The sequence below is a fragment of the uncultured Vibrio sp. genome (genome assembly GCF_947488985.1).
Lineage (GTDB): Bacteria > Pseudomonadota > Gammaproteobacteria > Enterobacterales > Vibrionaceae > Vibrio.
In genome coordinates this window covers 21616-43964 of record NZ_CANLBV010000017.1, presented here as the reverse complement: position 1 = coordinate 43964, position 22349 = coordinate 21616, and the positions used below count along the sequence as shown (strand labels likewise).

Below are 22349 nucleotides of genomic sequence, written 5' to 3'. Positions count from 1 at the left end.
AAGGAAGCAATAATGAGCTTATTAGATGTCAAAGATCTGCGTGTCGAATTTACCACGCAAGATGGTATCGTAACCGCAGTAAATGACCTGAACTTCTCACTAAACCAAGGCGAAACGCTGGGTATTGTGGGCGAGTCAGGTTCAGGAAAATCACAAACTGTATTCTCTATCATGGGCTTGCTGGCAAAAAACGGCATTATCTCAGGTAGCGCGAAATTCGAAGGAAGAGAGATCCTTAACCTGCCAGAGAAAGAGCTGAACAAGGTTCGCGCGGAACAGATCGCGATGATCTTCCAAGATCCTATGACATCACTGAACCCTTACATGAAAGTAAGTGATCAGTTGATGGAAGTGCTAATGCTGCACAAAGGCATGAGTAAAGCAGAAGCGTTTGAAGAATCAGTGCGCATGCTTGAAGCGGTGAAAATTCCGGAAGCACGTAAGCGTATTACCATGTACCCACACGAGTTTTCTGGCGGTATGCGTCAACGTGTGATGATCGCAATGGCGCTGCTGTGTCGTCCTAAACTGCTTATCGCAGATGAACCGACCACGGCATTGGATGTGACTATCCAGGCACAAATCATGCAATTGTTGAATGAGCTTAAAGATGAGTTCAATACGGCAATCATCATGATCACCCACGATTTGGGTGTGGTTGCTGGCTCATGTGACAAGGTTTTGGTGATGTACGCCGGTCGTACCATGGAATACGGCACAGTTGATGAAATCTTCTACGAGCCAAGCCACCCGTATGCAGAAGGTCTGCTGAAAGCGATTCCTCGCCTTGATACTGAAGGGGAAATTCTGCCAACGATCCCGGGCAACCCGCCAAACTTACTTCGCCTACCCCCCGGTTGCCCTTACCAAGAGCGTTGTCACCGTGTGACACATCGTTGTAAGCAAGAAGCACCGATTCTGACACCATTTGGTAATGGTGACCGTCAGCGTGCCTGTTTTTCTGATTGGGAGGCTTGGACAAAATGAGTGTAGATAAGCAGTTATTATTAGATATTAAAGACTTAAAAGTTCACTTTAACATTGCCGCTAAATCTGTGTGGCCTTGGGCAAAGCCTTCAAAACTGAAAGCGGTTGACGGTGTTGGTGTGCACCTTTATGAAGGCGAAACGCTGGGCGTAGTGGGGGAGTCTGGCTGTGGTAAATCAACGTTTGCCCGTGCCATCATTGGTTTGGTTGAAGCAACTGATGGCGAAGTCATGTGGTTGGGTCAAGACCTCACTAAAATGGAGGAAGTACAGCGTCGTGAAACTCGTAAAGAGATTCAGATGATCTTCCAAGACCCTCTTGCATCGCTTAACCCGCGCATGTCAGTTGGTGACATCATTGCAGAACCTCTAGAAACGTTTTACCCAAAGCTTTCTAAACAGGAAGTAAAGGACAGAGTCAAAGAGATGATGGCTAAGGTTGGCCTACTGCCAAACGTTATCAACCGCTACCCACATGAGTTTTCGGGTGGTCAGTGTCAGCGTATTGGTATTGCTCGCGCGCTTATCTTGAAGCCTAAGATGATCATCTGTGATGAGCCAGTTTCAGCTCTTGATGTATCGATCCAAGCTCAAGTTGTTAACCTTCTGAAAGAGCTACAAAAAGAACTAGGTTTGTCTTTGGTATTCATTGCGCACGATTTGTCGGTTGTTAAACACATCTCTGACCGCGTGTTGGTGATGTACTTAGGTAACGCGGTAGAGCTGGGAGAATCGGATGCTTTATTTGCTGCTCCTAAGCACCCGTACACCAAAGCCTTGATGTCAGCGGTACCAATTCCTGATCCCCGTTTGGAGCGCAGCAAAACCATTCAGATGCTGGAAGGGGATTTACCATCTCCAATCAATCCTCCGTCGGGTTGTGTATTCCGTACACGTTGCCCACAAGCAACGCAGCTTTGTGCGCAAACTAAGCCAAGCATTCAAGGCGATCACGTACACGCAGTCTCTTGCTTGAACGTACAAGTTTAGAACCGATTTCAACTGGTTCAGCCTGAGACTGACTTAAGCGCGACTAGTTATTAGAGTCGCGCTTTTTTTGTCTCAGGTTTAAGCTTATTGAATTCCGCTCAACACGCTTCATCAAAATATTTGAACAACTAAGCCAACTTCTTCTAGTTTTGAAAAAGTTGGCTTTTTTTATACTAATACCAATCGTAGTAAATAACTGCTCATCCTAGCTTGTTAAAACGCTCGATAACGGCGTTAGAATTTTTGATTGTAGAATAACTACTAACAGAAAAATTCTTCCTTGTTCTCAAGTCTTTTCTCTGCGCTATTTCTGAACATTTACTTACTGTGATTGGTATATAAAAGTTTGGATGACAGAGGTTTGGATATGGGTAAGTTAGTTGAAGGTGTGTGGCACGATGTGTGGTACGACACCAAAGAAAGCGGTGGTAAGTTCGTTCGTGAAGATGCGGGCTTTCGTCACTGGGTTGAGAATAAAGCCGGTGCGCAATTTGAGCCAGAAAGTGGTCGTTACCACCTATACGTATCGTTAGCTTGTCCGTGGGCGCATCGCACGCTGATTTTCCGTGAACTGAAAGACCTAACCGATCATATTGACGTGACAGTAGTTTGCCCTGATATGATGAGTGAAGGTTGGCAAATGGGTTTACCTGAGCCTCTGTTCGGTCACACTCGTATGCACCAAATCTACACTCAAGCCAAACCGGACTATTCAGGTCGAGTCACGGTTCCTGTTTTATGGGATAAGAAAACCAATACCATTGTGAGTAATGAGTCGTCTGAAATCATCCGCATGTTTAACTCAGAATTTAATGAGCTAACGGGCAACACAGATGACTACTACCCATCGGAGTTGGCGAGCAAGATTGACGAATGGAACGACTATATCTATCGAAACATCAATAACGGCGTTTATCGTACCGGCTTTGCGACAACACAAGAGGCTTATGAAGAAGCGTATGATGCGTTATTTGAAGCGTTAGACAAAGTGGACGCCCATCTTAGCGAACACCGTTATCTGGTAGGTAATGAGATTACAGAGGCGGATTGGCGGTTGTTTACGACTTTGGTTCGATTCGATGCTGTGTATGTAGGTCACTTCAAGTGTAACAAGCAGCGAATTGCGGACTATGAAAATATTCAGGGTTACTTAAAAGAGCTGTATCAGATCGAAGGCATCAAAGAGACGACGGATTTTTACCATATCAAACGTCACTACTATTACAGTCATACGGGCATTAACCCAACTCAGGTTGTCCCTAAAGGACCAGCGCTAGATTTAGAGTCTCCGCATGGCCGAGGCTAGGCTTAACAGTTAGTTCCTTTACTCCAGACATAAAAAAACCCTAGATAAACATCTAGGGTTTTTGCTTTCTACTAAAGAAAAATTAGTTAATTACTTTTTCTTCAGCTTGAGCTGCTTGGTCTGCTTGGATAGCCGTTAGAGCTACTGTGTAAACGATGTCGTCTACTAGAGCGCCACGAGACAAGTCATTTACTGGCTTGCGCATACCTTGAAGCATTGGACCGATAGATACTAGGTCTGCTGAACGCTGTACCGCTTTGTAAGTCGTGTTACCCGTGTTTAGGTCTGGGAATACGAATACAGTCGCTTTACCCGCTACTGGAGAGTTTGGTGCTTTAGAAGCAGCAACGTTTTCCATGATAGCAGCGTCGTACTGTAGAGGACCGTCGATCACTAGATCAGGACGTTTCTCTTGAGCAATCTTAGTTGCTTCACGTACTTTATCTACGTCTGCACCCTTACCAGATTCACCAGTAGAGTAAGAGATCATAGCAACGCGTGGGTCGATACCGAATGCCGCAGCAGAGTCTGCAGATTGGATAGCGATTTCAGCAAGCTGTTCAGCTGTTGGATCTGGGTTGATCGCACAGTCACCGTATACAAGAACTTGATCAGGCAGAAGCATGAAGAAGATTGAAGATACGATAGAAGCATCAGGAGCAGTCTTGATGATCTGGAACGGAGGAACGATAGTGTTCGCCGTTGTGTGAACAGCACCAGAAACTAGGCCGTCAACTTCACCAGCTTCAAGCATCATAGTACCTAGGAATACTGAATCTTCTAGCTTCTCACGAGCTACAACTTCAGTCATACCTTTAGCGCCACGAAGTTCTACTAGACGAGCGACGTAGTTCTCGCGAACTGATGCAGAATCGATGATTTCAACGCCAGCGCCAAGTTCAACACCTTGCTGCGCTGCAACGCGACGGATTTCTTCTGGGTTACCAAGAAGTACACAAGTCGCGATACCGCGCTCAGCACAGATAGCCGCAGCTTTAACTGTACGTGGCTCATCACCTTCAGGAAGAACGATGCGCTTAGCCGCTTTACGAGCGAATTCAGTTAGTTGGTAACGGAATGCTGGTGGGCTTAGACGACGGATGCCTTGAGTACCTTCAGATAGAGAGTCAATCCAAGGGCCATCGATGTGGCTTGCAACGTGATCGTTAACGAACTCAATACGTTCTTTATCGTCTGCAGGAACTTCTAGGTTGAAGCTCTGTAGGTTAAGAGACGTCTGCCAAGTGTTACCTTGCGCTTTGAAGATCGGTAGACCTGAAGCGAATGCTGGTGCACATAGATTAGCAATGCTTTCAGGGATGTCGTAACCGCCAGTAAGCAGGATTGCGCCAATTTCAACACCGTTTTTCGCAGCAAGAGCCGCAGCAACGATAACGTCAGGACGGTCTGCAGAAGTTACTAGCAGTGAACCTGGCTTGAAATGCTCAATCATGTGCGGTAGAGAACGTGCACAGAAAGTGATGCTCTTAATACGGCGTGTCGCGATTTCACCTTCATTAATGATTTCAGCGTTAAGGTGCTTAGCCATATCAACCGCACGAGTTGCGATTAGGTCGATACTCCATGGCACACAGCCAAGAACACGGATAGGGCTAGAGTTGAAAATTTGCATTACTTCAAGGTTCGCTTGCTGAGCTGTATCTGCATCGTCAAAGATTTCAGATAGGTCAGGGCGAGTACGGCCAGCTTCATCAACAGGAGCGTTAAGTTTGTTGATGATTACGCCTTTGATGTTCTTGTTCTTAGTACCGCCGAAGTTAGAACATGCTACTTCGATACGCTCTTTAAGCTGCGTAGGGTTGTCAGTACCAGGAGTCGCAACGAATACGATCTCCGCGCCAAGTGTCTTCGCGATTTCCGCGTTTACTTGGTTAGCAAATGGGTGCTTACGAGTAGGTACTAGACCTTCAATTAGCGTTACTTCTGCGTCTTTGTTGATCTTGTTGTATTGCTCAACAACAGACTCAAGAAGTACGTCCATTTTTTCGCTACCGATCAAAGCTTCAGCTTTAGTCATTGCGATTGGCTCACCAATCTTAATGTCGCTGTTTACGCTGATAATAGTAGACGTTAGATCGGGTTGATCACCACCGCTGCGAGGTTGAGCGATTGGCTTGTAGAAAGAAACACTTACGCCCTTGCGCTCCATAGCGCGAAGAACACCCATGCTAACACTAGTAAGACCAACACCAGCGCTTGTAGGGATAAGCATAATGGTACGAGACATAGTCGGAAGACCTCGAAATATAATAGAAAGTCTCAGCTGGGGGCAGCTGAATTAAAAGCAAACAGGTGAGGGGGAACCTCACCTGTTTTTTAAATTAAAGGCCAGTTAGGCGAGCAGTATCTTCTGCAATCACTAGCTCTTCGTTAGTAGAGATAACCATTGCTGGGATACGGCTGTTAGCGGTAGTGATAGTCCCTTCTTTGCCGAAACGCGCTTTAAGGTTTGCTTCACCGTCTACTTCGATGCCGAAGATGCCTAGGCGATTTAGAACCATTTCACGGATTGGGCCAGAGTTCTCACCGATGCCGCCAGTGAAAGTGATTGCGTCTAGACGACCTTCTAGAGTTGCAGTGTAGCCTGCAACGTACTTAGCTAGGCGGTGACAGAATACGTCCATTGCACGAGTCGCTTCTTCTTTCTCACCGTAGTTGTCTTCAACGAAACGACAGTCAGAAGTCACTTCAGTTAGACCTTGCAGGCCAGACTCTTTAGTTAGCATAGTGTTGATTTGTTCAACAGAGTAACCAAGGGCATCGTGCAGGTGGAAGATGATCGCAGGATCTAGGTCACCACAACGAGTACCCATTACAAGACCTTCAAGAGGAGTAAGACCCATAGAAGTATCTACAGATTGACCGTTCTTGATTGCACATACAGAAGCGCCGTTACCTAGGTGACAGTTGATGATGTTTACTTCTTCAACTGGCTTGTTTAGTAGACCTGCAACTTCACGAGTGATGAATAGATGAGAAGTACCGTGCATGCCGTAACGACGGATGCCGTGCTCTTTGTACAGGTTGTACGGTAGAGCGTATAGGAAAGACTCTTCAGGCATAGTTTGGTGGAACGCAGTGTCGAATACAGCAACGTTTTGAAGTTCTGGGAAGTTGTGCTTAGCAGCTTCGATACCGATGATGTGAGCAGGGTTGTGAAGAGGTGCGAAAGTCGCAGCGTCTTGAATCCCCTTAAGTACTTCATCAGTGATAAGTGCAGAAGAAGTGAACTGCTCGCCACCATGTACGATACGGTGACCGATAGCGCCAAGGTTAGCTTTAAGCTCAGGCTTAGAAGCAAGAATAGTTTCAACCATGAACGCTAGCGCTTCTTCGTGTGCTGCACCGTTGCCTAGTTGAGCTTCGTGTTTACCATCAAGTTTCCACTTGATGCGTGCTTCAGGAAGGTGAAGACACTCAGCAAGACCTGATAGGTGTTCTGCACCTGTTTCTGCGTCAACCACAGCAAATTTAAGAGAAGAACTACCGCAGTTTAAAACTAAAACTAGCTTAGACATTAATGACTACCTGTTAATTTTTCTGATCGAAATCAGTGAAGGATGAAAATTACTCTCAAGAATAGACGAAGCTCACTCGCTTGCGTACTAGCCTTGGTTAAAAAACGTTAATTTCCGTATAAAAGTGAAGCCTATTTTTGGAAAAGAGGCTTGTGCATTCCGTGCAGAAGTCTTCTCAAAGTTGCTTAAATTGCAAATAACGGCAACAATGAGATTGAGGTCTACAAATAATAACGATATTGTGCAAATATAACAAAAAAATTTGAAAGAATATTATTTTCCGTCAATTTTTTGTGTTTTTAGTTGATGGTTTCAATTTTTTTTTAATGGGAGACTCATATGAGTAATAGAGTTGGTTTAGCGGGCAGCTTAAAAGAAGGTCAAAAGTACATGGATCTCTGGCCTGTTCGAAAAGAGTTAAACGCTATTTTCCCTGAGCAGCGCATCATTAAAGCGACACGCTTTGGTGTTAAGGTCATGCCTGCGATAGCCGCCATTAGCATTCTTACGCAAATGGTTTTTAGCAATTACCAAGCGATGCCACAAGCTGTCGTGATGGCGTTGTTTGCAATTAGCTTACCGCTTCAAGGTATGTGGTGGTTGGGTAATCGCTCAAACACCCAACTTCCGCCAGCGTTAGTTTCTTGGTATCGAGAGCTGCATGAGAAAATCACCGAAACGGGGTTTGCGTTAGAGCCAATGAAGTCACGCCCTCGCTATAAAGAGCTGGCGATCATCTTGAATCGCGCCTTTCGCCAGCTAGATAAATCTTCTATGGAACGTTGGTTCTAAAAAGAGCGTGGTATTCCTCCCTGTGATCTTGAGAACGTATGTGTACTAATTGAAGAGTACGTTCTCAGCTTCATTAACCCTCTCTTTCTTCATTTGTCCTTTTCTATTTATGTGTAATAGCGACTTATGCTTGATGGCAATCTGCCGTTTAAAAAAAACGTCTAATTTTTACGCATAACTTGAGGGTTGTTGTGTTTTTGTTAAATAACATTTCCGATCTCATGTGGTTACTGCTAGTAATATCAATAGTAGTTGTGGCGTGTTCTTCGAGTAACTAGGGCGTGTTGATCTTTCGAGCTGATTTTTGCAGCAAGGGCTGACTCAGGGAGTGTTAATGGGGGCGATAACAAAAGTATTCACGATTGTATTGAGCGCATTTCTATTGCTATGCACTGCCAGCGTATTGGCAAATGTTGCCAAGGTATCGGTTTCACAGGTTGTCGCTCACCCAGACTTGAATGCGACACGTTTAGGCCTTCTTGATGGGTTAATCGCTAAAGGTTATCAGCCCGGTAAGAATTTAGAATTTTCCTATCAGATCGCTGACGGTAACTCGGCTCAAGCGGCAAAAATTGCCAGAGAGCTAGTCAGCGAAAATCCCCATGTTCTTGTGGGTATTGCGACGTCAACTTCCCAAGCCTTAGTGTCAGCAACTCGCTCTATACCGATAGTGTTTACTGCGGTGACAGATCCAATAGGTGCAAGGCTTGTTAAACAGCTAGAAATGCCAGGGCGAAACGTCACTGGCCTTTCTGATCTATCCCCGGTCTCCCAGCATGTGTTGCTCATCAGGGAGCTTATGCCAAACGCGATCTCGATTGGTGTTGTATATAACCCTGCGGAAGCGAATGCTGTTGCGTTGGTCGAGTTACTGAAAAAGGCGACGCGAGATTTTGGCTTCACGCTATACACTGAAAAGGCGTTGACCGCCGATGATGTCGCAGCAAAAGCACAAGCGGTTGCTGAGAAATCAGATGTTATCTATGCATTGACCGATAATACCGTTGCAAGCGCGATGAAAGGGCTGATAGGGGCGGCGAACCAGCAAAGAACCCCAGTGGTTGCAGGAGCAACATCTTATGTCAGGCAGGGAGCGATTGCCGGCTTAGGGCTCGATTATTATGAGGTCGGTGTACAAACCGCAGATTATGTCGCGGCGATACTGAATGGGCAAAAACCGGGTAAGTTGAGTGTCAAAACCGCACTCAGCTCTCATCTTTCCGTGAACGTAAACGCGGCTCGCGAACTTGGCGTAACACTGCCACAGTCTGTGATTGACCGTGCGTCAGCCGTTGAGTGATATTTGCAATGAGATTATCAATTTGGCACTTCGCAAGGTGCGAAGCGCCGGTTCGTTTGGAGGTTTAAACGGCTTGGTTATATTGCTCTTGGTAGAGTTTGATCTGCTCGACAATCGGCGCTGCTTTTTTATAGGTTCTGATCTCTCTAAACAACGCTTCAGCTTCCGGGTACTCTTTACGTAGATACACAAACCACTGTTTTACACGGTTTGGATAATACAGACCCTTATCACCCTCAATTTCAAACTCAGAGTAACGCAGCAGCAGGGCAATAACTTGTTGCCAAGGCATTGGCTGGTGGTTGTGTTTAACGACGTTACCAAGGTTTGGAACATTGAACGCACCACGGCAGACCATTAGTGAGTCAATGCCCGTCGCTTTGATGCAATCTTGGCCGTCTTGATAGTTCCAGATCTCACCATTCGCAATCAACGGCAGAGAGGTTTTCTGACGGATCTGATTGATGTAATCCCACTTGATTTCACTGGCCTTGTAACCACCGGTTTTGGTTCTTGCATGCACCGTCAGCTCATCGGCTTTTGCTTGTTCAATGGCATCGACAATTTCAAAGCACTCATCTGGGTGTTCCCAGCCTAAGCGTATTTTCGCTGATACAGGAATATGTTCAGGCACGGCTTCTCTGCAGGCTTTTACCACTTGGTAAATCAACTCTGGCTCTTTGAGTAGCGAAGCACCCCCGTTACTTTTGTTGACTGCCTTAGCCGGACAACCAAAGTTTAGGTCAATACCTTTTGCACCTAAATTTGCAGCTTGGATTGCGTTTTCTGCCATCCATTTAGGGTGTTGCCCTAATAGTTGAACGTGAACAGGTACGCCAGCCATGGTTTGAGATCCTTGATGGAGCTCAGGGCACAAGCGGTGAAACACATGCGGCGGTAATAGTTGATCCGTAATACGGACGAATTCTGTCACACAAAGGTCATAATCATTAATCTCTGTAAGAATCTCACGCATTAGGTTGTCTAGTACGCCCTCCATAGGGCCTAGTATTACTCGCATATTGCTCTACCGAAACTGAGTGTACCGAAAATTAGGAGGCGTGATTGTACGGTGTGCTTACCGGATTGTCACTATGAGTGTGCTGCAGCTATTGTGGCGTTGTTGAAGTGTTGAAGTGTTGAAGCGTTGAAGTGTTTAGGCGGTTAATGGCGACATTTAAATGTTGATGACGTTATAATATCAAAAATGCCCAATATCTAGAGCTGTCATGACATATCAATTACTCGACCTCCCAGAGTCAATCACCGACATTACGCCCCAATTCATTGAAGGCTCAATCCTTGCATCTAACTTAGCGACGGAGCCACTCGATCCGGAAGTGTGGTTAGCGATAGTAGCCCCTGAAGCTGGAAAGCCACTTGTTAGCATGGTGACTGAACAGATCAACCGTCAGCATAATCTGATTAAACGTAGTGAATACCTATTAGCCGATGTATTTGCTGATGGTGACTTTAATGAGCTGTTCGCAGACTTTGCGGAAGGTTTTATGATGGTTTGGCCAACAGTGGAAGAGCATTGGCAAAAAGTAACGGTTGCAGATGGCACCTTACGTATGCTGCAAGCGCTGCTGACCACTTTGATGTTAGCGATTGATGAAGAGCAGACTCAACAGCAGATGATTGCTGCTGGGCTTGACAATCCACCTGCGCTTTCTGATTTAGTAGGGCAAGTTGACTTAATGATTTCTGAGGTGGCACTCGCCGCTGATGAGGCTATGTTGGGGAACAAGTCACAGAGTGTCAATCCATTTAAAGATATCGGACGTAATGACCCTTGCCCATGTGGAAGCGGTAAAAAGTTTAAGCAATGTTGTGGTAAAAGTAGCGAATTGCGTTGATTGAGCAACAAAGTTTAATCAATAAAAAGTCGACCTTGCGGTCGACTTTTTATTGTTCTCATTTCAACGGCTTGCTATTAGTTATTTTTCGATTTTACAAATTGAGATATGACCACAAAACCAAAAGCAGCTAAATTACCGGCAAAGATAACAACGAGCCATTGCGGCATAGATAGGTCTAAGAATTGCCATACCACCTTGCTGCAATCACCGTATGCTTCAAACATCCACGGAGCCCATTGGTTTAAAGGTGCCCAGTTTGGGAAAGTAACGAACAAGTCGCAGGTAGCAAAAGGAGATGGATTAAACTGGTAATCTACGTGCTCTAAAGCTAGCATTAAACCTTTGTATGCGCCACCCCCCCAGCCAGCCAAGCCTAACCAACGTGAAATCGGGTTATTCGGTGCAATGGCACCAATTGCGGCAGCGATACCGATAGCGAGCATAGCAACGCGTTCATAGATACACATCACGCAAGGTCCGAGCATCATCACGTGCTGGAAAAAAAGCGCACATGCCTCAAAAAAGACAATACAGCCTAGTAACAAAAGCCAAGATAAACGTCTCTTAGAGAAGTCTTTGAGCATTATAAGAAGATTCACGAATTCGATCCTGTCTATGAAAATAAAAAAGCCCTGAATACTCAGAGCTTTTTATCTTGGATAAGTTTCCTAATCAACTATTATTTTTTATTAATTAGATACACTTATGCAACACGCCGTGAATCAGTGACCGCTAGACATCATTGGCGCCATAACTTCACCGGTATACTGAATGACCCAACCAGCGTTATAGAACCATGTTGTCACTGGTTCAACAAAGAATTCAATACCGGCAAGCCCTACAAGTGCTAAGACAATGGTATATGGTAAAGCCATGAAAACCATACGACCGTAAGAGAGTCGGATTAGCGGTGCAAGTGCTGACGTCAATAGGAATAGGAATGCAGCTTGTCCGTTCGGTGTAGCAACCGAAGGTAGGTTTGTACCTGTGTTGATAGCGACAGCAAGAAGGTCGAATTGATCACGAGTAATCACTCCCTCAACCAATGCAGTTTTCACTTCGTTAATGTAGACCGTACCAACAAACACGTTATCTGAAACCATCGATAAGATACCGTTGGCAATGTAAAATAGCGCAAGCTGTGCGCCTTTATCTTCAACGTGCAGTACTGCATCGATCACGGGTTTGAATAGGGATTGTTCGATGATCACCGCTACAACTGCAAAAAAGACCGCTAGAAGTGCTGTGAATGGTAGAGCTTCTTCAAAGGCTTTCCCCATTGAATGCTCTTCGATAACACCAGTAAACGCGGTTGCTAAGATGATCACTGAAAGGCCAATCAAGCCTACTTCAGCAACGTGAAGTGCAAGACCAACAATCAGCCAAACGGCGATCGCCCCTTGAACCCAAAGCTTTGCAACATCTTGTTTAGTACGGTTTGCTCGTTCTTTGTTATCGAATTCAACCAAGATTTGGCGAACGCTATTCGGCAACTTAGCACCATAGCCAAATATCTTGAATTTTTCGACTAATACACAAGTTAGAATACCGCAAATGAATACAGGGAGAGTCACGGGTAGCATACGAAGAATAAACTCACCGAACTCCCATCCTGCTTGCTTGGCAATCACTAAGTTTTGTGGCTCACCGACCATGGTCATTACACCACCGAGTGCTGTACCAACGCCTGCATGCATCAGCAATGAGCGCAAGAAGGCACGGTAGTCTTCTAAATCGTCACGGGTTAACTCTGATATTTCTTCATCATCAGTATGGTCGTGTGACGATGTCGAGCCTTTGCCTGATGCTACTTTGTGGTAAATAGAGTAGAAGCCGACAGCAACGCTGATAACCACGGCAATGACCGTAAGAGCATCTAGGAAAGCGGACAGGAAGGCTGCGGCGATACAGAAAGCGACAGACAGTAAAATTTTAGATTGGATACCAAGGAGTATCTTAGTGAAAATGAACAGCAGAAGCTGTTTCATGAAGTAGATACCAGCAACCATAAACACCAATAAAAGTAATACGGGTAGGTTTGCTTGGAGTTCGTGGTATACCATTTCAGGTTTGGTCATGCCAATCGCAATGGCTTCAATAGCCAATAGACCACCGGGTTGAAGAGGATAGCATTTTAGAGCCATTGCCAAGGTGAAAATAAATTCAACCACCAATAACCAACCCGCGATGAATGGGTCAACTAGGAAGAAAACAAACGGGTTTATGATCAAAAAGGAAATGATGGCAAGTTTATACCAATCAGGAGCTTTACCAAGGAAGTTTTTGATAAAAGCGTTTCCGAGAGACATCGGCATGTTAATACTCTTTTATGTTGATTATGAATAGAAAGCAATACAACATGATTGAGAATCGAGTTATAGACTTATTTCGTTATAACTAACAGTCACTTAGAAAAACAACATTCCATGCAATGTTCTGTGGTCTTGCTAAGTCACTTCCTTAGATACTCAAGCACTGCTTATTTGAACGAAACTTTACTACTAGACAACATTTAGTCAACAAGAAAACTCATATAGTCCTAAAAATACATCTTTTTTGTTAAGAAACGCGATCAAAGTAGCGCAAGCATACCACTAAAGTGTGATAAAAAACCGACTAGAATCAATATTTCAATGAAATGACTGAAATAAACATAATAGTATGCATTTACATATCATTATTGGAATCAAACGTTGCAATTTTAGCTTGTTGAAATTAACAGTTATAGTGTTGATTTTTATTGGATTATAGTGCTTGCAAGAATGGATTAATTGATGGTTTTTAGTGGTTAAGTTCCAATATGTAAAATAAAAACGGCCATAATTATTTAGAGTTTTCGCTCTACAATTGGTTTGTGTGAGTAAAGTTTTTGAAGTGTTTCAGCTAGGTGAGACTAGTGGTATGATGAGTTAATTAAAATAAAGTAAATAGATTGGATTGTAGATGGTCATTAAGGCGAAGAGCCCGGCAGGCTTTGCAGAAAAGTATATTATTGAAAGTATTTGGAACGGCCGTTTTCCCCCTGGCTCAATTTTACCCGCAGAGCGTGAGCTTTCTGAATTAATTGGCGTAACCCGCACAACATTACGTGAAGTTCTTCAGCGTCTTGCTCGTGATGGTTGGTTGACTATCCAGCACGGTAAACCTACGAAAGTTAACCAGTTTATGGAGACTTCAGGCCTTCATATCCTTGATACACTGATGACGCTTGACGTTGATAACGCAAGCAAAATGGTCGAAGACCTACTTGCTGCTCGTACTAATATCAGCCCGATCTTTATGCGTTATGCATTCAAAGCGAATAAGGAAGCTTCAGAGCGTACGATCTCTAACGTGATTGAGTCTTGTGAAGCGCTGCTGACAGCACCCAGCTGGGATGAATTCTTAGAGTCATCTCCTTATGCTGATAAAATTAAACAAGCGGTAAAAGTTGACTCAGAGAAAGATGAAGTAAGGCGCCAGACGATCTTAATTGCGAAGACGTTCAACTTCTATGATTACATGCTTTTCCAACGCTTAGCGTTCCATTCCGGCAACCAAATTTATGGCCTGATTTTTAACGGTGTACGTAAACTGTACGATCGTATTGGTAGCTACTACTTCTCTAACCCAGAAGCAAGACGTTTAGCGATGGATTTCTATAAAGAGCTGTTCGTTATTTGTGAGAGCGGCCAGCGTGAAAACTTGCCATTGGTGATCCGTAACTACGGCATTGCAAGCGCGCAGGTTTGGAATGAAATGAAAACGACGTTGCCAACGAACTTTACTGAAGACGACAGCTAATCCTTTTAACTTAGTCAGTCTCTAAAGTAAGAACAAAGAAAAAGCGGCGAGATAATTCAATTATCTCGCCGCTTTTGTATTTCACTAGAGCTTTGTATTTTGCTAGAGTGGCTTAATAACTTAAGCCACGAACTCTTCTGAATCTGGACGGTTAGTAAACTGAACACCATTTAGGAAATCACAAAGCAGTTGGTCTTCACACACTTTGTAGTTTTTGTTTTCTGGTTTGCGAAAGTAAGCGCCGATTTCGTACTTGCTCAAGCTAATGCCAACGACTTCTAGTATGTCCAAAACATCTTCAGCTTTCATGTTTAATGCGATACGAAGCTTCATGAAAATCATGTTGTTCGTCAGTGCAACTTCAGGTTTAGGTTGCTCGCCTTCCTTTTTGCCACGCTTCAGGTTGATGAAACCATTTAGGAATACCGCTAACTCTTTATCTTTCATCTTAGAGCATGACTTGTCGTTGTCATCTTTTAGCCAGTTAATCACTTGGTCATGAGCAACGGTCACATCAGCTTGCTCAATCGCTTTGATGATTTGTGCGTTTTTAAGGTTTAGTGCGTGTTGAATACGACGCAAGATTTCGTTGTTAGTCACTGAGAATTCCTAAAGAGGGTTTGGAGAGTAAAGCTAATTTTATCGGCGTACTGTCATCTGAAAATATTGCTATCTACAAATATTGTCATCGATAAACATTGATCTCGATAAAAGCTGGCGTAGATAAACGATGAGGTGCTCTACTTAGCATAGTTGACGGCGACTCTAACAGAGAACGCTTATTTTCGGTAGATATAAAAAATCCCCAATGTCTATTAACTCTTTTAAGCTAAAAGTGCATTAGGGATTTCGTTATCAGTGTTTGTTATCTGACTTGAGCCAGAATTACATTACACGCATACCAGGTTGAGCACCTTCGTGTGGCTCAAGGATCCATAGGTCGCTGCCGCCAGGGCCAGCTGCCAGGATCATGCCTTCAGACATACCAAACTTCATCTTACGAGGTTTTAGGTTAGCTACCATTACGGTTAGCTTGCCTTCTAGCTCTTCAGGTTTGTATGCTGATTTGATGCCAGAGAATACTTGGCGAGTCTCACCACCGATGTCCAATTGGAACTTAAGTAGTTTGTTCGCTTTTGGTACTTCTTCACAAGAGATGATACGAGCAATACGCATGTCTACTGCAGCAAAGGCATCGAACTCAATCTCGTCTGCGATTGGCTCTTTGTCTAGCTCAGTTTGGCTTGCTTGTTCTCTTTCAGCTTCTGCTTTCTCTTTCGCTGCTGCTTCAGCGGCTGCATCTTCTTTAGAAGACTCAACCATTGCTTCCACTTTCTTAGGGTCAATACGGCTGAATAGCGCTTTGAACTTAGTGATCTCGTGATCAGTTAGCGGAGTCGCAATCGCTTCCCACGTTAGCTCTTCGTTTAGGAAAGCCTCAGTGCGAGCTGCAAGCTCTGGCATCACTGGTTTCAGGTAAGCCATCAGTACGCGGAATAGGTTAATACCGACAGAAGATACTTGTTGAAGCTCTGCTTCTTTGCCTTCTTCCTTTGCAAGAACCCAAGGTGCTTTTTCGTCGATGTACTGGTTAGCTTTGTCTGCTAGTGCCGTGATTTCACGGATAGCACGGCTGAATTCACGAGTTTCGTATAGCTCACCGATACGCTCAGCAGCAGCAACGAATTCGTTGTAAAGTTCTGGTTCTGCAAATTCAGCAGCAAGCTTGCCTTCAAAACGCTTAGTGATGAAGCCAGCGTTACGAGAAGCTAGGTTAACAATCTTGTTGACTACATCAGCGTTTACACGTTGAGTGAAGTCTTCAAGGTTAAGGTCTAAATCATCGATACGGCTGTTTAGCTTAGCAGCGTAGTAGTAACGAAGACACTCAGGGTCTAGGTGGTTTAGGTACGTACTTGCTTTGATGAATGTGCCTTTCGACTTAGACATCTTCGCGCCGTTCACCGTTACGTAACCGTGTACAAATACGTTGTTTGGCTTACGGAAACCCGCGCCGTCTAGCATTGCTGGCCAGAATAGGCTGTGGAAGTAAACGATGTCTTTACCGATGAAGTGATAAAGCTCTGTAGTGCTGTCTTTCTTCCAGTATTCGTCGAAATCCAAGCCTTCTGTTTTGTTACATAGGTTCTTGAATGACGCCATATAACCGACAGGAGCATCGAGCCATACGTAGAAAAATTTGTTCTTTTCACCTGGGATCTCAAAGCCAAAGTAAGGAGCATCGCGTGAAATATCCCACTGTTGCAGACCCGACTCGAACCACTCTTGCATCTTGTTTGCTGTCTCTGATTGCAGAGAGCCTGAACGAGTCCACTCTTTCAGCATGCTTTCGAACTGAGGTAAGTCGAAGAAGAAGTGCTCAGAGTCTTTCATTACTGGGGTTGCGCCAGAAACCGCTGATTTAGGGTTAATCAGCTCCGTTGGGCTGTATGTCTCACCACAATTATCACAGTTATCACCATACTGATCTTCTGACTTACACTTAGGGCAAGTTCCTTTTACGAAGCGGTCAGGTAGGAACATCTCTTTCTCAGGATCGAAAAGCTGAGAAATAGTGCGGCTAGAAATGAAGCCGTTCTTTTTAAGTTCTAGGTAGATTTGAGAAGCCAGTTCACGGTTCTCATCGCTGTGTGTGCTGTGGTAGTTATCAAAGCTGATATCAAAGCCAGCGAAGTCTTTTTGGTGCTCTTCACTAACAGCAGCGATCATCTCTTCTGGTGTGATACCCATCTGTTGAGCTTTAAGCATAATTGGCGTGCCGTGAGCATCGTCAGCACAGATGAAGTTTACAGTGTTACCACGTAGACGCTGGTATCGAACCCAGATATCCGCTTGAATATGCTCAAGCATATGACCAAGGTGAATTGAGCCGTTAGCGTACGGAAGCGCACAAGTTACCAAAAGTTTTCTTGGATCAGTTGCCATACTTAATAATTCGCTTTGTTGATAGGTATAAATTTGATTTGTAATACTACTTTATAACGTGAGATACGCCAAGTTATCAGGTCAAGGATTCCCTTAGTTTTTTAGGGGTTCAGTCTTCATCTCGTGGGTGATAGCATAAATAAAAAAGGAGCCCCAATGCATAAATTTACTTCGAAGCAAGATTTCTGTTCATGGTTGAATGAGTTTGAATCACCAATCCTCACCCCAGAGTGGGCGCTACACCAAAATATCGTCTCTGTTGATCCCCGCGGATTGTTTGTTATTACCTTGCCTTTCGCTGCCAACCAGCTTGCTGTTGATATTGAAGATTGGATTAATGCTCAGATTGAGCAAAAGCTTGTGAGTGTCTTCCAATTTGAAGTGAAGGTGAAGCCGTCTGCGTTAGAAACCACGGTTGCGACACCATTGAAGGGTGTGAAGAACATCATTGCCGTGACATCGGCAAAGGGTGGGGTGGGCAAATCGACCACTTCAGTCAACCTTGCTTTGGCTTTATCTAAGTCTGGTTCAAAAGTGGGTTTATTGGATGCCGATATCTATGGCCCTTCTGTACCAATGATGCTCGGCCAATTAGACGCAACGCCCGAAGTACAGAACAATAAGTGGATGATGCCAATCGAGGCGCATGGCATTTTTACCCACTCGATTGGTTATCTGGTGTCGAAAGACGACGCAGCAATCTGGCGTGGTCCTATGGCGGCGAAGGCTCTAGGTCAGCTTGTTAATGAAACCGTATGGCCTGAGTTGGATTATCTTGTTATCGATATGCCGCCGGGCACCGGTGATATTCAGCTGACATTATCACAACAGATCCCAGTGACAGGCGCTGTCGTGGTGACTACACCTCAAGATTTGGCATTAGCAGATGCGCGTAAAGGCGTTGCGATGTTTGATAAAGTGCGTGTGCCAGTAGCTGGTTTAGTCGAAAACATGAGCTACCATATTTGTAGCCACTGTGGTGAGAAAGAGCATATCTTTGGTGCGGGTGGTGCTGAAGCCATGTCGGAAGAGTTCTACCTCGATATCTTAGCGCAGATTCCGCTTCATATTGATGTACGTAAAGACATTGATGCTGGTTGCCCAACCGTGATTCGTCGCCCTGATAGTGAACATACGCGCCACTATCTAGAGCTGGCTGAAAATGTGGCTGCGAAAATGTTCTGGACAGGCAAAGCAAGGCCGGAAGCGATTAACTTTTCAATGGTCGACTAGAACGAGTATTGATGGGGATCTGCAAGTCGTTGTAGTGAAGCTGTGGGATAGGCATGATTATCTTCGTTAAATGTATTGAGATCATTCATTTGACGGTAATTAGCCTGTATGTCGACTAGAATCTATGTGCGTTAGCCCCTATAATTACGCGGTTTATCTCTTCCCACCACCAAACCATATCGGGTGCAAAATAATGTCTGATAATAATCAATGTGTCATCGTAGGTATCGCAGGCGCTTCAGCTTCTGGAAAAAGCCTGATTGCTAGTACGATTTATAATGAGCTGCGCGAAAAAGTAGGCGACCATCAAATTGGTGTTATCACGGAAGATTGCTATTACAGCGACCAAAGTCACTTGAGCATGGAAGAGCGTGTTAAAACTAACTACGATCACCCAAATGCACTTGATCACGATCTGTTATGTGACCATTTGCAGCAGTTGATGAGTGGTAAAGCAGTAGAAGTTCCTGAGTACAGCTACACCGAGCACACACGTACTTCTGAAACGACTACACTTACCCCTAAGAAAGTGATCATTTTGGAAGGTATTCTGCTTCTAACAGACCCACGTCTTCGTAACCTGATGCATGCTAGTGTGTTTATGGATACACCATTAGACATCTGTCTACTTCGTCGTGTTAAGCGTGATGTAGAAGAGCGTGGTCGTACCATGGATACCGTACTCAAGCAGTATCAAGAAACCGTACGTCCAATGTTCATGCAGTTTATCGAGCCTTCAAAACAACACGCAGACATCATCGTTCCACGTGGTGGTAAAAACCGTATTGCGATTGATGTGCTAAAAGCGCACATTGCCAAGTTGTTGAAGTCTTAATCGAATAAAATTCTGCCTAAGTGACTCACTTAGCTTTATTTTTTATCGAATCAGTGGCACTTTTATAGTGCCACTTTCTTTTGGAATCTAAGAAAGGAATATGCGGATGAAGAAACTACTCATTTTCATAGCCGTACCAGTATTTGTTGTCATTGCAGCAATCCTGGCATTAGTGCTGTTAGTTAATCCCAACCAATTTAAGCCACTAATTGTCGAACAAGCCCAAAAATACACAGGCCTAGAACTGGTGATGGAAGGTGATATCAGCTGGCAACTCTTCCCATCCATTGGCTTTGAAGTGGGAAAAACTGAGCTTCGTAACCCAGAAGGCTTTACCAATCAGAACATGTTCAAAGTCGATACTGTTGGTATTGATGTGTCGGTTATGCCGCTGTTCAGTCAACAGTTGGAAATTGGCAATATTACACTAGATGGTGCGGAATTCTCGCTCGAGACACTCAAAGATGGTCGCCAGAATATTGATGCACTGACGACGAAACAATCTCAAGCACTGGCTGCGGATGAAACACAACCAGAAGGTGGGACAGAAACAGCGACACCAACAGTTCAGGCAAGTGACTCAACGCAACAAGTGAATACGCAGGAGCCTGAAACAGCTGCGTGGGCAATCAATCTAGCTGGAGTGACAATTTCTAACGCTGCGGTTGAAATTCAAGATCGTAAGAATGACAGTTTCACTAAGCTTTATGATGTATCACTTAACCTATCTAAGTTTGCCATTCAAACATGGACGACGGCTAACTTTGCTGCAAAAGGTGAAAAAAACAAACAAAAATTTGTCACAGAAGGCAGTGCAGAGTTTAAGTTGTCTGAAGGCTTTAAAGAGTATGAGCTGCGAAATGTGAACCTAGATGCGAGTTTTAGTGATGGCCCGCTAGTCGTTGAGCAAGCAAAATTAGTGCTTGATGGTTTCGCATTTGATCGAATGAATGCGCTGAACTTTTCTGTAAAAGGAAAGAACGCACAGCAGGTCTTTTCTGCACAGGGGGATACGGAGTTTAAGCTGTCGCAGGACTTAACTCAGTATGAACTCGCGAATGTTGACCTATCGGCTAGCTTTAGTGATGGTGCGACGCTGATTGAAAACGCTAAAGTGACATTAGACGGATTTGCATTTGATAGAACGAACAAGCTGTCATTTGCAGTGAAAGGTAAAGCTGCAGATCTTGACCTTGATCTGAAAGGCGGTAGTGAACTCATGGTTGATAGCGCGATGTCAAAAGTTGCCTTAAACCAACTGACGCTCGATTCAACTTTCAAAGGGGATACGCTTCCCCAGTCTCCAATGAAAGTCGATATGCTGTCAGAGCTAAGCTTTGATCTTACCAAGAGTCATTTGAGTTTTGTGTTAGAGAAATTGCAGGCAAACGCTATTGCACTAGACGGTAAAGCAGGCATCACCTTATCTGAAATACCCAAGGTTCGTTTTTCTCTTCATAGCCCTAACATCGATTTAGATGAATTCTTAGGTTTAGGGGACACAGCGGGAACTGCAAGCACAGCACCTTCAGAGTCAGCTGGTGGTTCAACGTCAAATACGGGCGATTCAGCACCTGCAAAAGAAACAGAACCGGATCTGTCATCACTAACAACGTTAGATGTGAAAGGTGACATCACAATTGATAAGCTTAAGGCGAGCAATGCGAAAATGCAGAACGTCAAAGCGGCATTCTCTGTCAATCGTGGTATCGCTGAACTCACCTCGTTCACATCGAACCTTTATGATGGGTCGATTTCAGCAACGGCTAAGCTCGATGCTCGTAAAACACCAGCGACTTACACGGCGATCAAAAAAATCAAAGGTGTCAAAGTTCAACCCTTACTTATCGATGTGGCAGCTAACGATATGCTGGAAGGCACGGGCAACATCGATGTGAATGTTAAAGGGGTAAGCTTGACACCGACAGGCATCAAGAACAACTTAGTGGGTACCATCGCGATAAATTTTGAAGACGGTGCGGTTAATGGTATCAACGTCGCGCAACTCATTCGTGACAACTACGCTAAAATCAAAGGTGAGAAAGTTGAAAATACAACTGAATCTCAAAAAACTGACTTCAGTGCGATGAAAGCGACACTGAAAGTGGATAAAGGTTGGGTTTCAACGAATAATTTGTCGGCGCAGTCACCTCTGTTACGTGTGGCAGGGGAAGGCAAAGCGAATTTCATCAATGAAACCGTCGACTTCCTTGTGCGTACATCAATTGTGGGTTCACTTGAAGGTCAGGGCGGTAAGAGTATCGACGATCTGAAAGATGTGACTATCCCAATTAAGGTAACTGGCCAGTGGGCTGCCCCGAAATTTGCGCTGGTTTTTGATGATGTGTTGAAACAAAAAGCACAGAAAGAGATAGATCGCGGTATCGAAAAACTCGACGAGAAGTATGGCGACAAGATCAAGGATGAGAAAACAAGAGAAGCAGTCAACGGCTTACTAAAAGGCCTGTTTAACTAATCTTCATCTCATTTGAAAATGAATAAAGCGCCATTCCTGTTGTAGGAATGGCGCTTTTTATTTTGGCTTCGATAATACCTGAGAGAGATTCCCTATGACACTCGTTCCTCGCTCTAGGGAATGACGACAGGTATTCGCCCTCGCGAGGGAAGCGTAGATGCATCAGTGCTTACTTTTAGAGTCTCGCTATTAAAGAGATTCCCTATGACACTCGTTCCTCGTTCTAGGAAATGACGACAGGCCGTCGTCCTTTGTTCAAGAGCGTAACGGCCTAGTGGTTATCATCTTCGAGAGGGAAGAA

16 protein-coding genes and 2 pseudogenes are annotated in these 22349 nt (G+C 44.4%); 11 read left to right on the top strand and 7 right to left on the bottom strand.

Going from position 1 to position 22349, the window contains the following annotated elements:
- Positions 1-12: 12 nt before the first annotated feature.
- The 3 genes from Q1A70_RS06090 (at position 13) to Q1A70_RS06080 (ending at position 3282) form a co-directional block, all read left to right on the top strand.
- Positions 13-987, top strand: a complete 975-nt coding sequence (locus Q1A70_RS06090) for an ABC transporter ATP-binding protein (RefSeq protein ID WP_299687999.1) — start codon at positions 13-15, stop codon at positions 985-987.
- Positions 984-1976: a murein tripeptide/oligopeptide ABC transporter ATP binding protein OppF gene (gene oppF / locus Q1A70_RS06085; RefSeq protein WP_299688002.1), complete on the top strand. Its 993-nt coding sequence runs from the start codon at positions 984-986 to the stop codon at positions 1974-1976. The genes Q1A70_RS06090 and oppF overlap by 4 nt, the downstream gene beginning before the upstream one ends.
- Before the next feature lie 367 nt (positions 1977-2343).
- Positions 2344-3282, top strand: a complete 939-nt coding sequence (locus Q1A70_RS06080) for a glutathione S-transferase family protein (protein ID WP_299688005.1) — start codon at positions 2344-2346, stop codon at positions 3280-3282.
- 82 nt (positions 3283-3364) lie between these two features.
- Here Q1A70_RS06080 and pta read toward each other — a convergent pair whose 3' ends face one another.
- The gene (gene pta / locus Q1A70_RS06075) at positions 3365-5530 is read right to left on the bottom strand and encodes a phosphate acetyltransferase (RefSeq protein WP_017632510.1); all 2166 of its coding nucleotides are present in this window, start codon (positions 5528-5530) and stop codon (positions 3365-3367) included.
- 94 nt (positions 5531-5624) lie between these two features.
- Positions 5625-6821: an acetate kinase gene (locus Q1A70_RS06070; protein ID WP_299688009.1), complete on the bottom strand. Its 1197-nt coding sequence runs from the start codon at positions 6819-6821 to the stop codon at positions 5625-5627.
- Between the two features lie 339 nt (positions 6822-7160).
- Here Q1A70_RS06070 and yfbV point away from each other — a divergent pair, with 339 nt between their 5' ends.
- Together yfbV and Q1A70_RS06060 are read left to right on the top strand one after the other, a co-directional pair.
- Positions 7161-7613: a terminus macrodomain insulation protein YfbV gene (gene yfbV, locus Q1A70_RS06065; RefSeq protein ID WP_299688012.1), complete on the top strand. Its 453-nt coding sequence runs from the start codon at positions 7161-7163 to the stop codon at positions 7611-7613.
- Between the two features lie 334 nt (positions 7614-7947).
- Positions 7948-8913, top strand: coding sequence for an ABC transporter substrate binding protein (locus Q1A70_RS06060; RefSeq protein ID WP_299688015.1), 966 nt, complete (start codon positions 7948-7950; stop codon positions 8911-8913).
- 64 nt (positions 8914-8977) lie between these two features.
- Here Q1A70_RS06060 and dusC read toward each other — a convergent pair whose 3' ends face one another.
- Positions 8978-9934: a tRNA dihydrouridine(16) synthase DusC gene (gene dusC / locus Q1A70_RS06055; protein ID WP_299688018.1), complete on the bottom strand. Its 957-nt coding sequence runs from the start codon at positions 9932-9934 to the stop codon at positions 8978-8980.
- Between the two features lie 208 nt (positions 9935-10142).
- Between dusC and Q1A70_RS06050 the strand changes: the two genes are divergently transcribed.
- Positions 10143-10772, top strand: a complete 630-nt coding sequence (locus Q1A70_RS06050; RefSeq protein ID WP_299688021.1) for a YecA family protein — start codon at positions 10143-10145, stop codon at positions 10770-10772.
- A gap of 77 nt (positions 10773-10849) precedes the next feature.
- On the opposite strand, the gene dsbB is transcribed toward Q1A70_RS06050, so the two are convergent.
- Both dsbB and nhaB read right to left on the bottom strand, forming a co-directional pair.
- The gene (gene dsbB / locus Q1A70_RS06045; RefSeq protein WP_299688094.1) at positions 10850-11359 is read right to left on the bottom strand and encodes a disulfide bond formation protein DsbB; all 510 of its coding nucleotides are present in this window, start codon (positions 11357-11359) and stop codon (positions 10850-10852) included.
- A 138-nt stretch (positions 11360-11497) separates the two neighbouring features.
- Positions 11498-13090, bottom strand: a complete 1593-nt coding sequence (gene nhaB / locus Q1A70_RS06040; RefSeq protein ID WP_299688024.1) for a Na(+)/H(+) antiporter NhaB — start codon at positions 13088-13090, stop codon at positions 11498-11500.
- A gap of 628 nt (positions 13091-13718) precedes the next feature.
- Between nhaB and fadR the strand changes: the two genes are divergently transcribed.
- Positions 13719-14558 (top strand): fatty acid metabolism transcriptional regulator FadR, encoded by an 840-nt coding sequence (gene fadR / locus Q1A70_RS06035; RefSeq protein ID WP_299688027.1) that lies wholly within the window; start codon positions 13719-13721, stop codon positions 14556-14558.
- A 120-nt stretch (positions 14559-14678) separates the two neighbouring features.
- Here fadR and Q1A70_RS06030 read toward each other — a convergent pair whose 3' ends face one another.
- Positions 14679-15158: a DUF1456 family protein gene (locus tag Q1A70_RS06030; protein ID WP_299688030.1), complete on the bottom strand. Its 480-nt coding sequence runs from the start codon at positions 15156-15158 to the stop codon at positions 14679-14681.
- A gap of 285 nt (positions 15159-15443) precedes the next feature.
- Complete coding sequence (gene metG / locus Q1A70_RS06025; RefSeq protein ID WP_299688033.1) at positions 15444-17504, bottom strand: methionine--tRNA ligase; 2061 nt, start codon at positions 17502-17504, stop codon at positions 15444-15446.
- A gap of 156 nt (positions 17505-17660) precedes the next feature.
- On the opposite strand from metG, the gene apbC reads away from it, so the two are divergent.
- The 4 genes and pseudogenes from apbC to Q1A70_RS06005 all read left to right on the top strand — a co-directional run.
- Positions 17661-18737 (top strand): iron-sulfur cluster carrier protein ApbC, encoded by a 1077-nt coding sequence (apbC, locus tag Q1A70_RS06020; RefSeq protein WP_299688036.1) that lies wholly within the window; start codon positions 17661-17663, stop codon positions 18735-18737.
- A 193-nt stretch (positions 18738-18930) separates the two neighbouring features.
- On the top strand, positions 18931-19572 hold the full coding sequence (gene udk, locus Q1A70_RS06015; RefSeq protein WP_299688039.1) for a uridine kinase: 642 nt from the start codon (positions 18931-18933) through the stop codon (positions 19570-19572).
- A 100-nt stretch (positions 19573-19672) separates the two neighbouring features.
- Positions 19673-20545, top strand: a pseudogene (locus Q1A70_RS06010) (AsmA family protein); the annotation flags it as partial.
- Positions 20534-22048, top strand: a pseudogene (locus Q1A70_RS06005) (AsmA family protein); the annotation flags it as partial. The pseudogenes Q1A70_RS06010 and Q1A70_RS06005, both read left to right, overlap by 12 nt.
- Between the last annotated feature and the right edge of the window lie 301 nt (positions 22049-22349).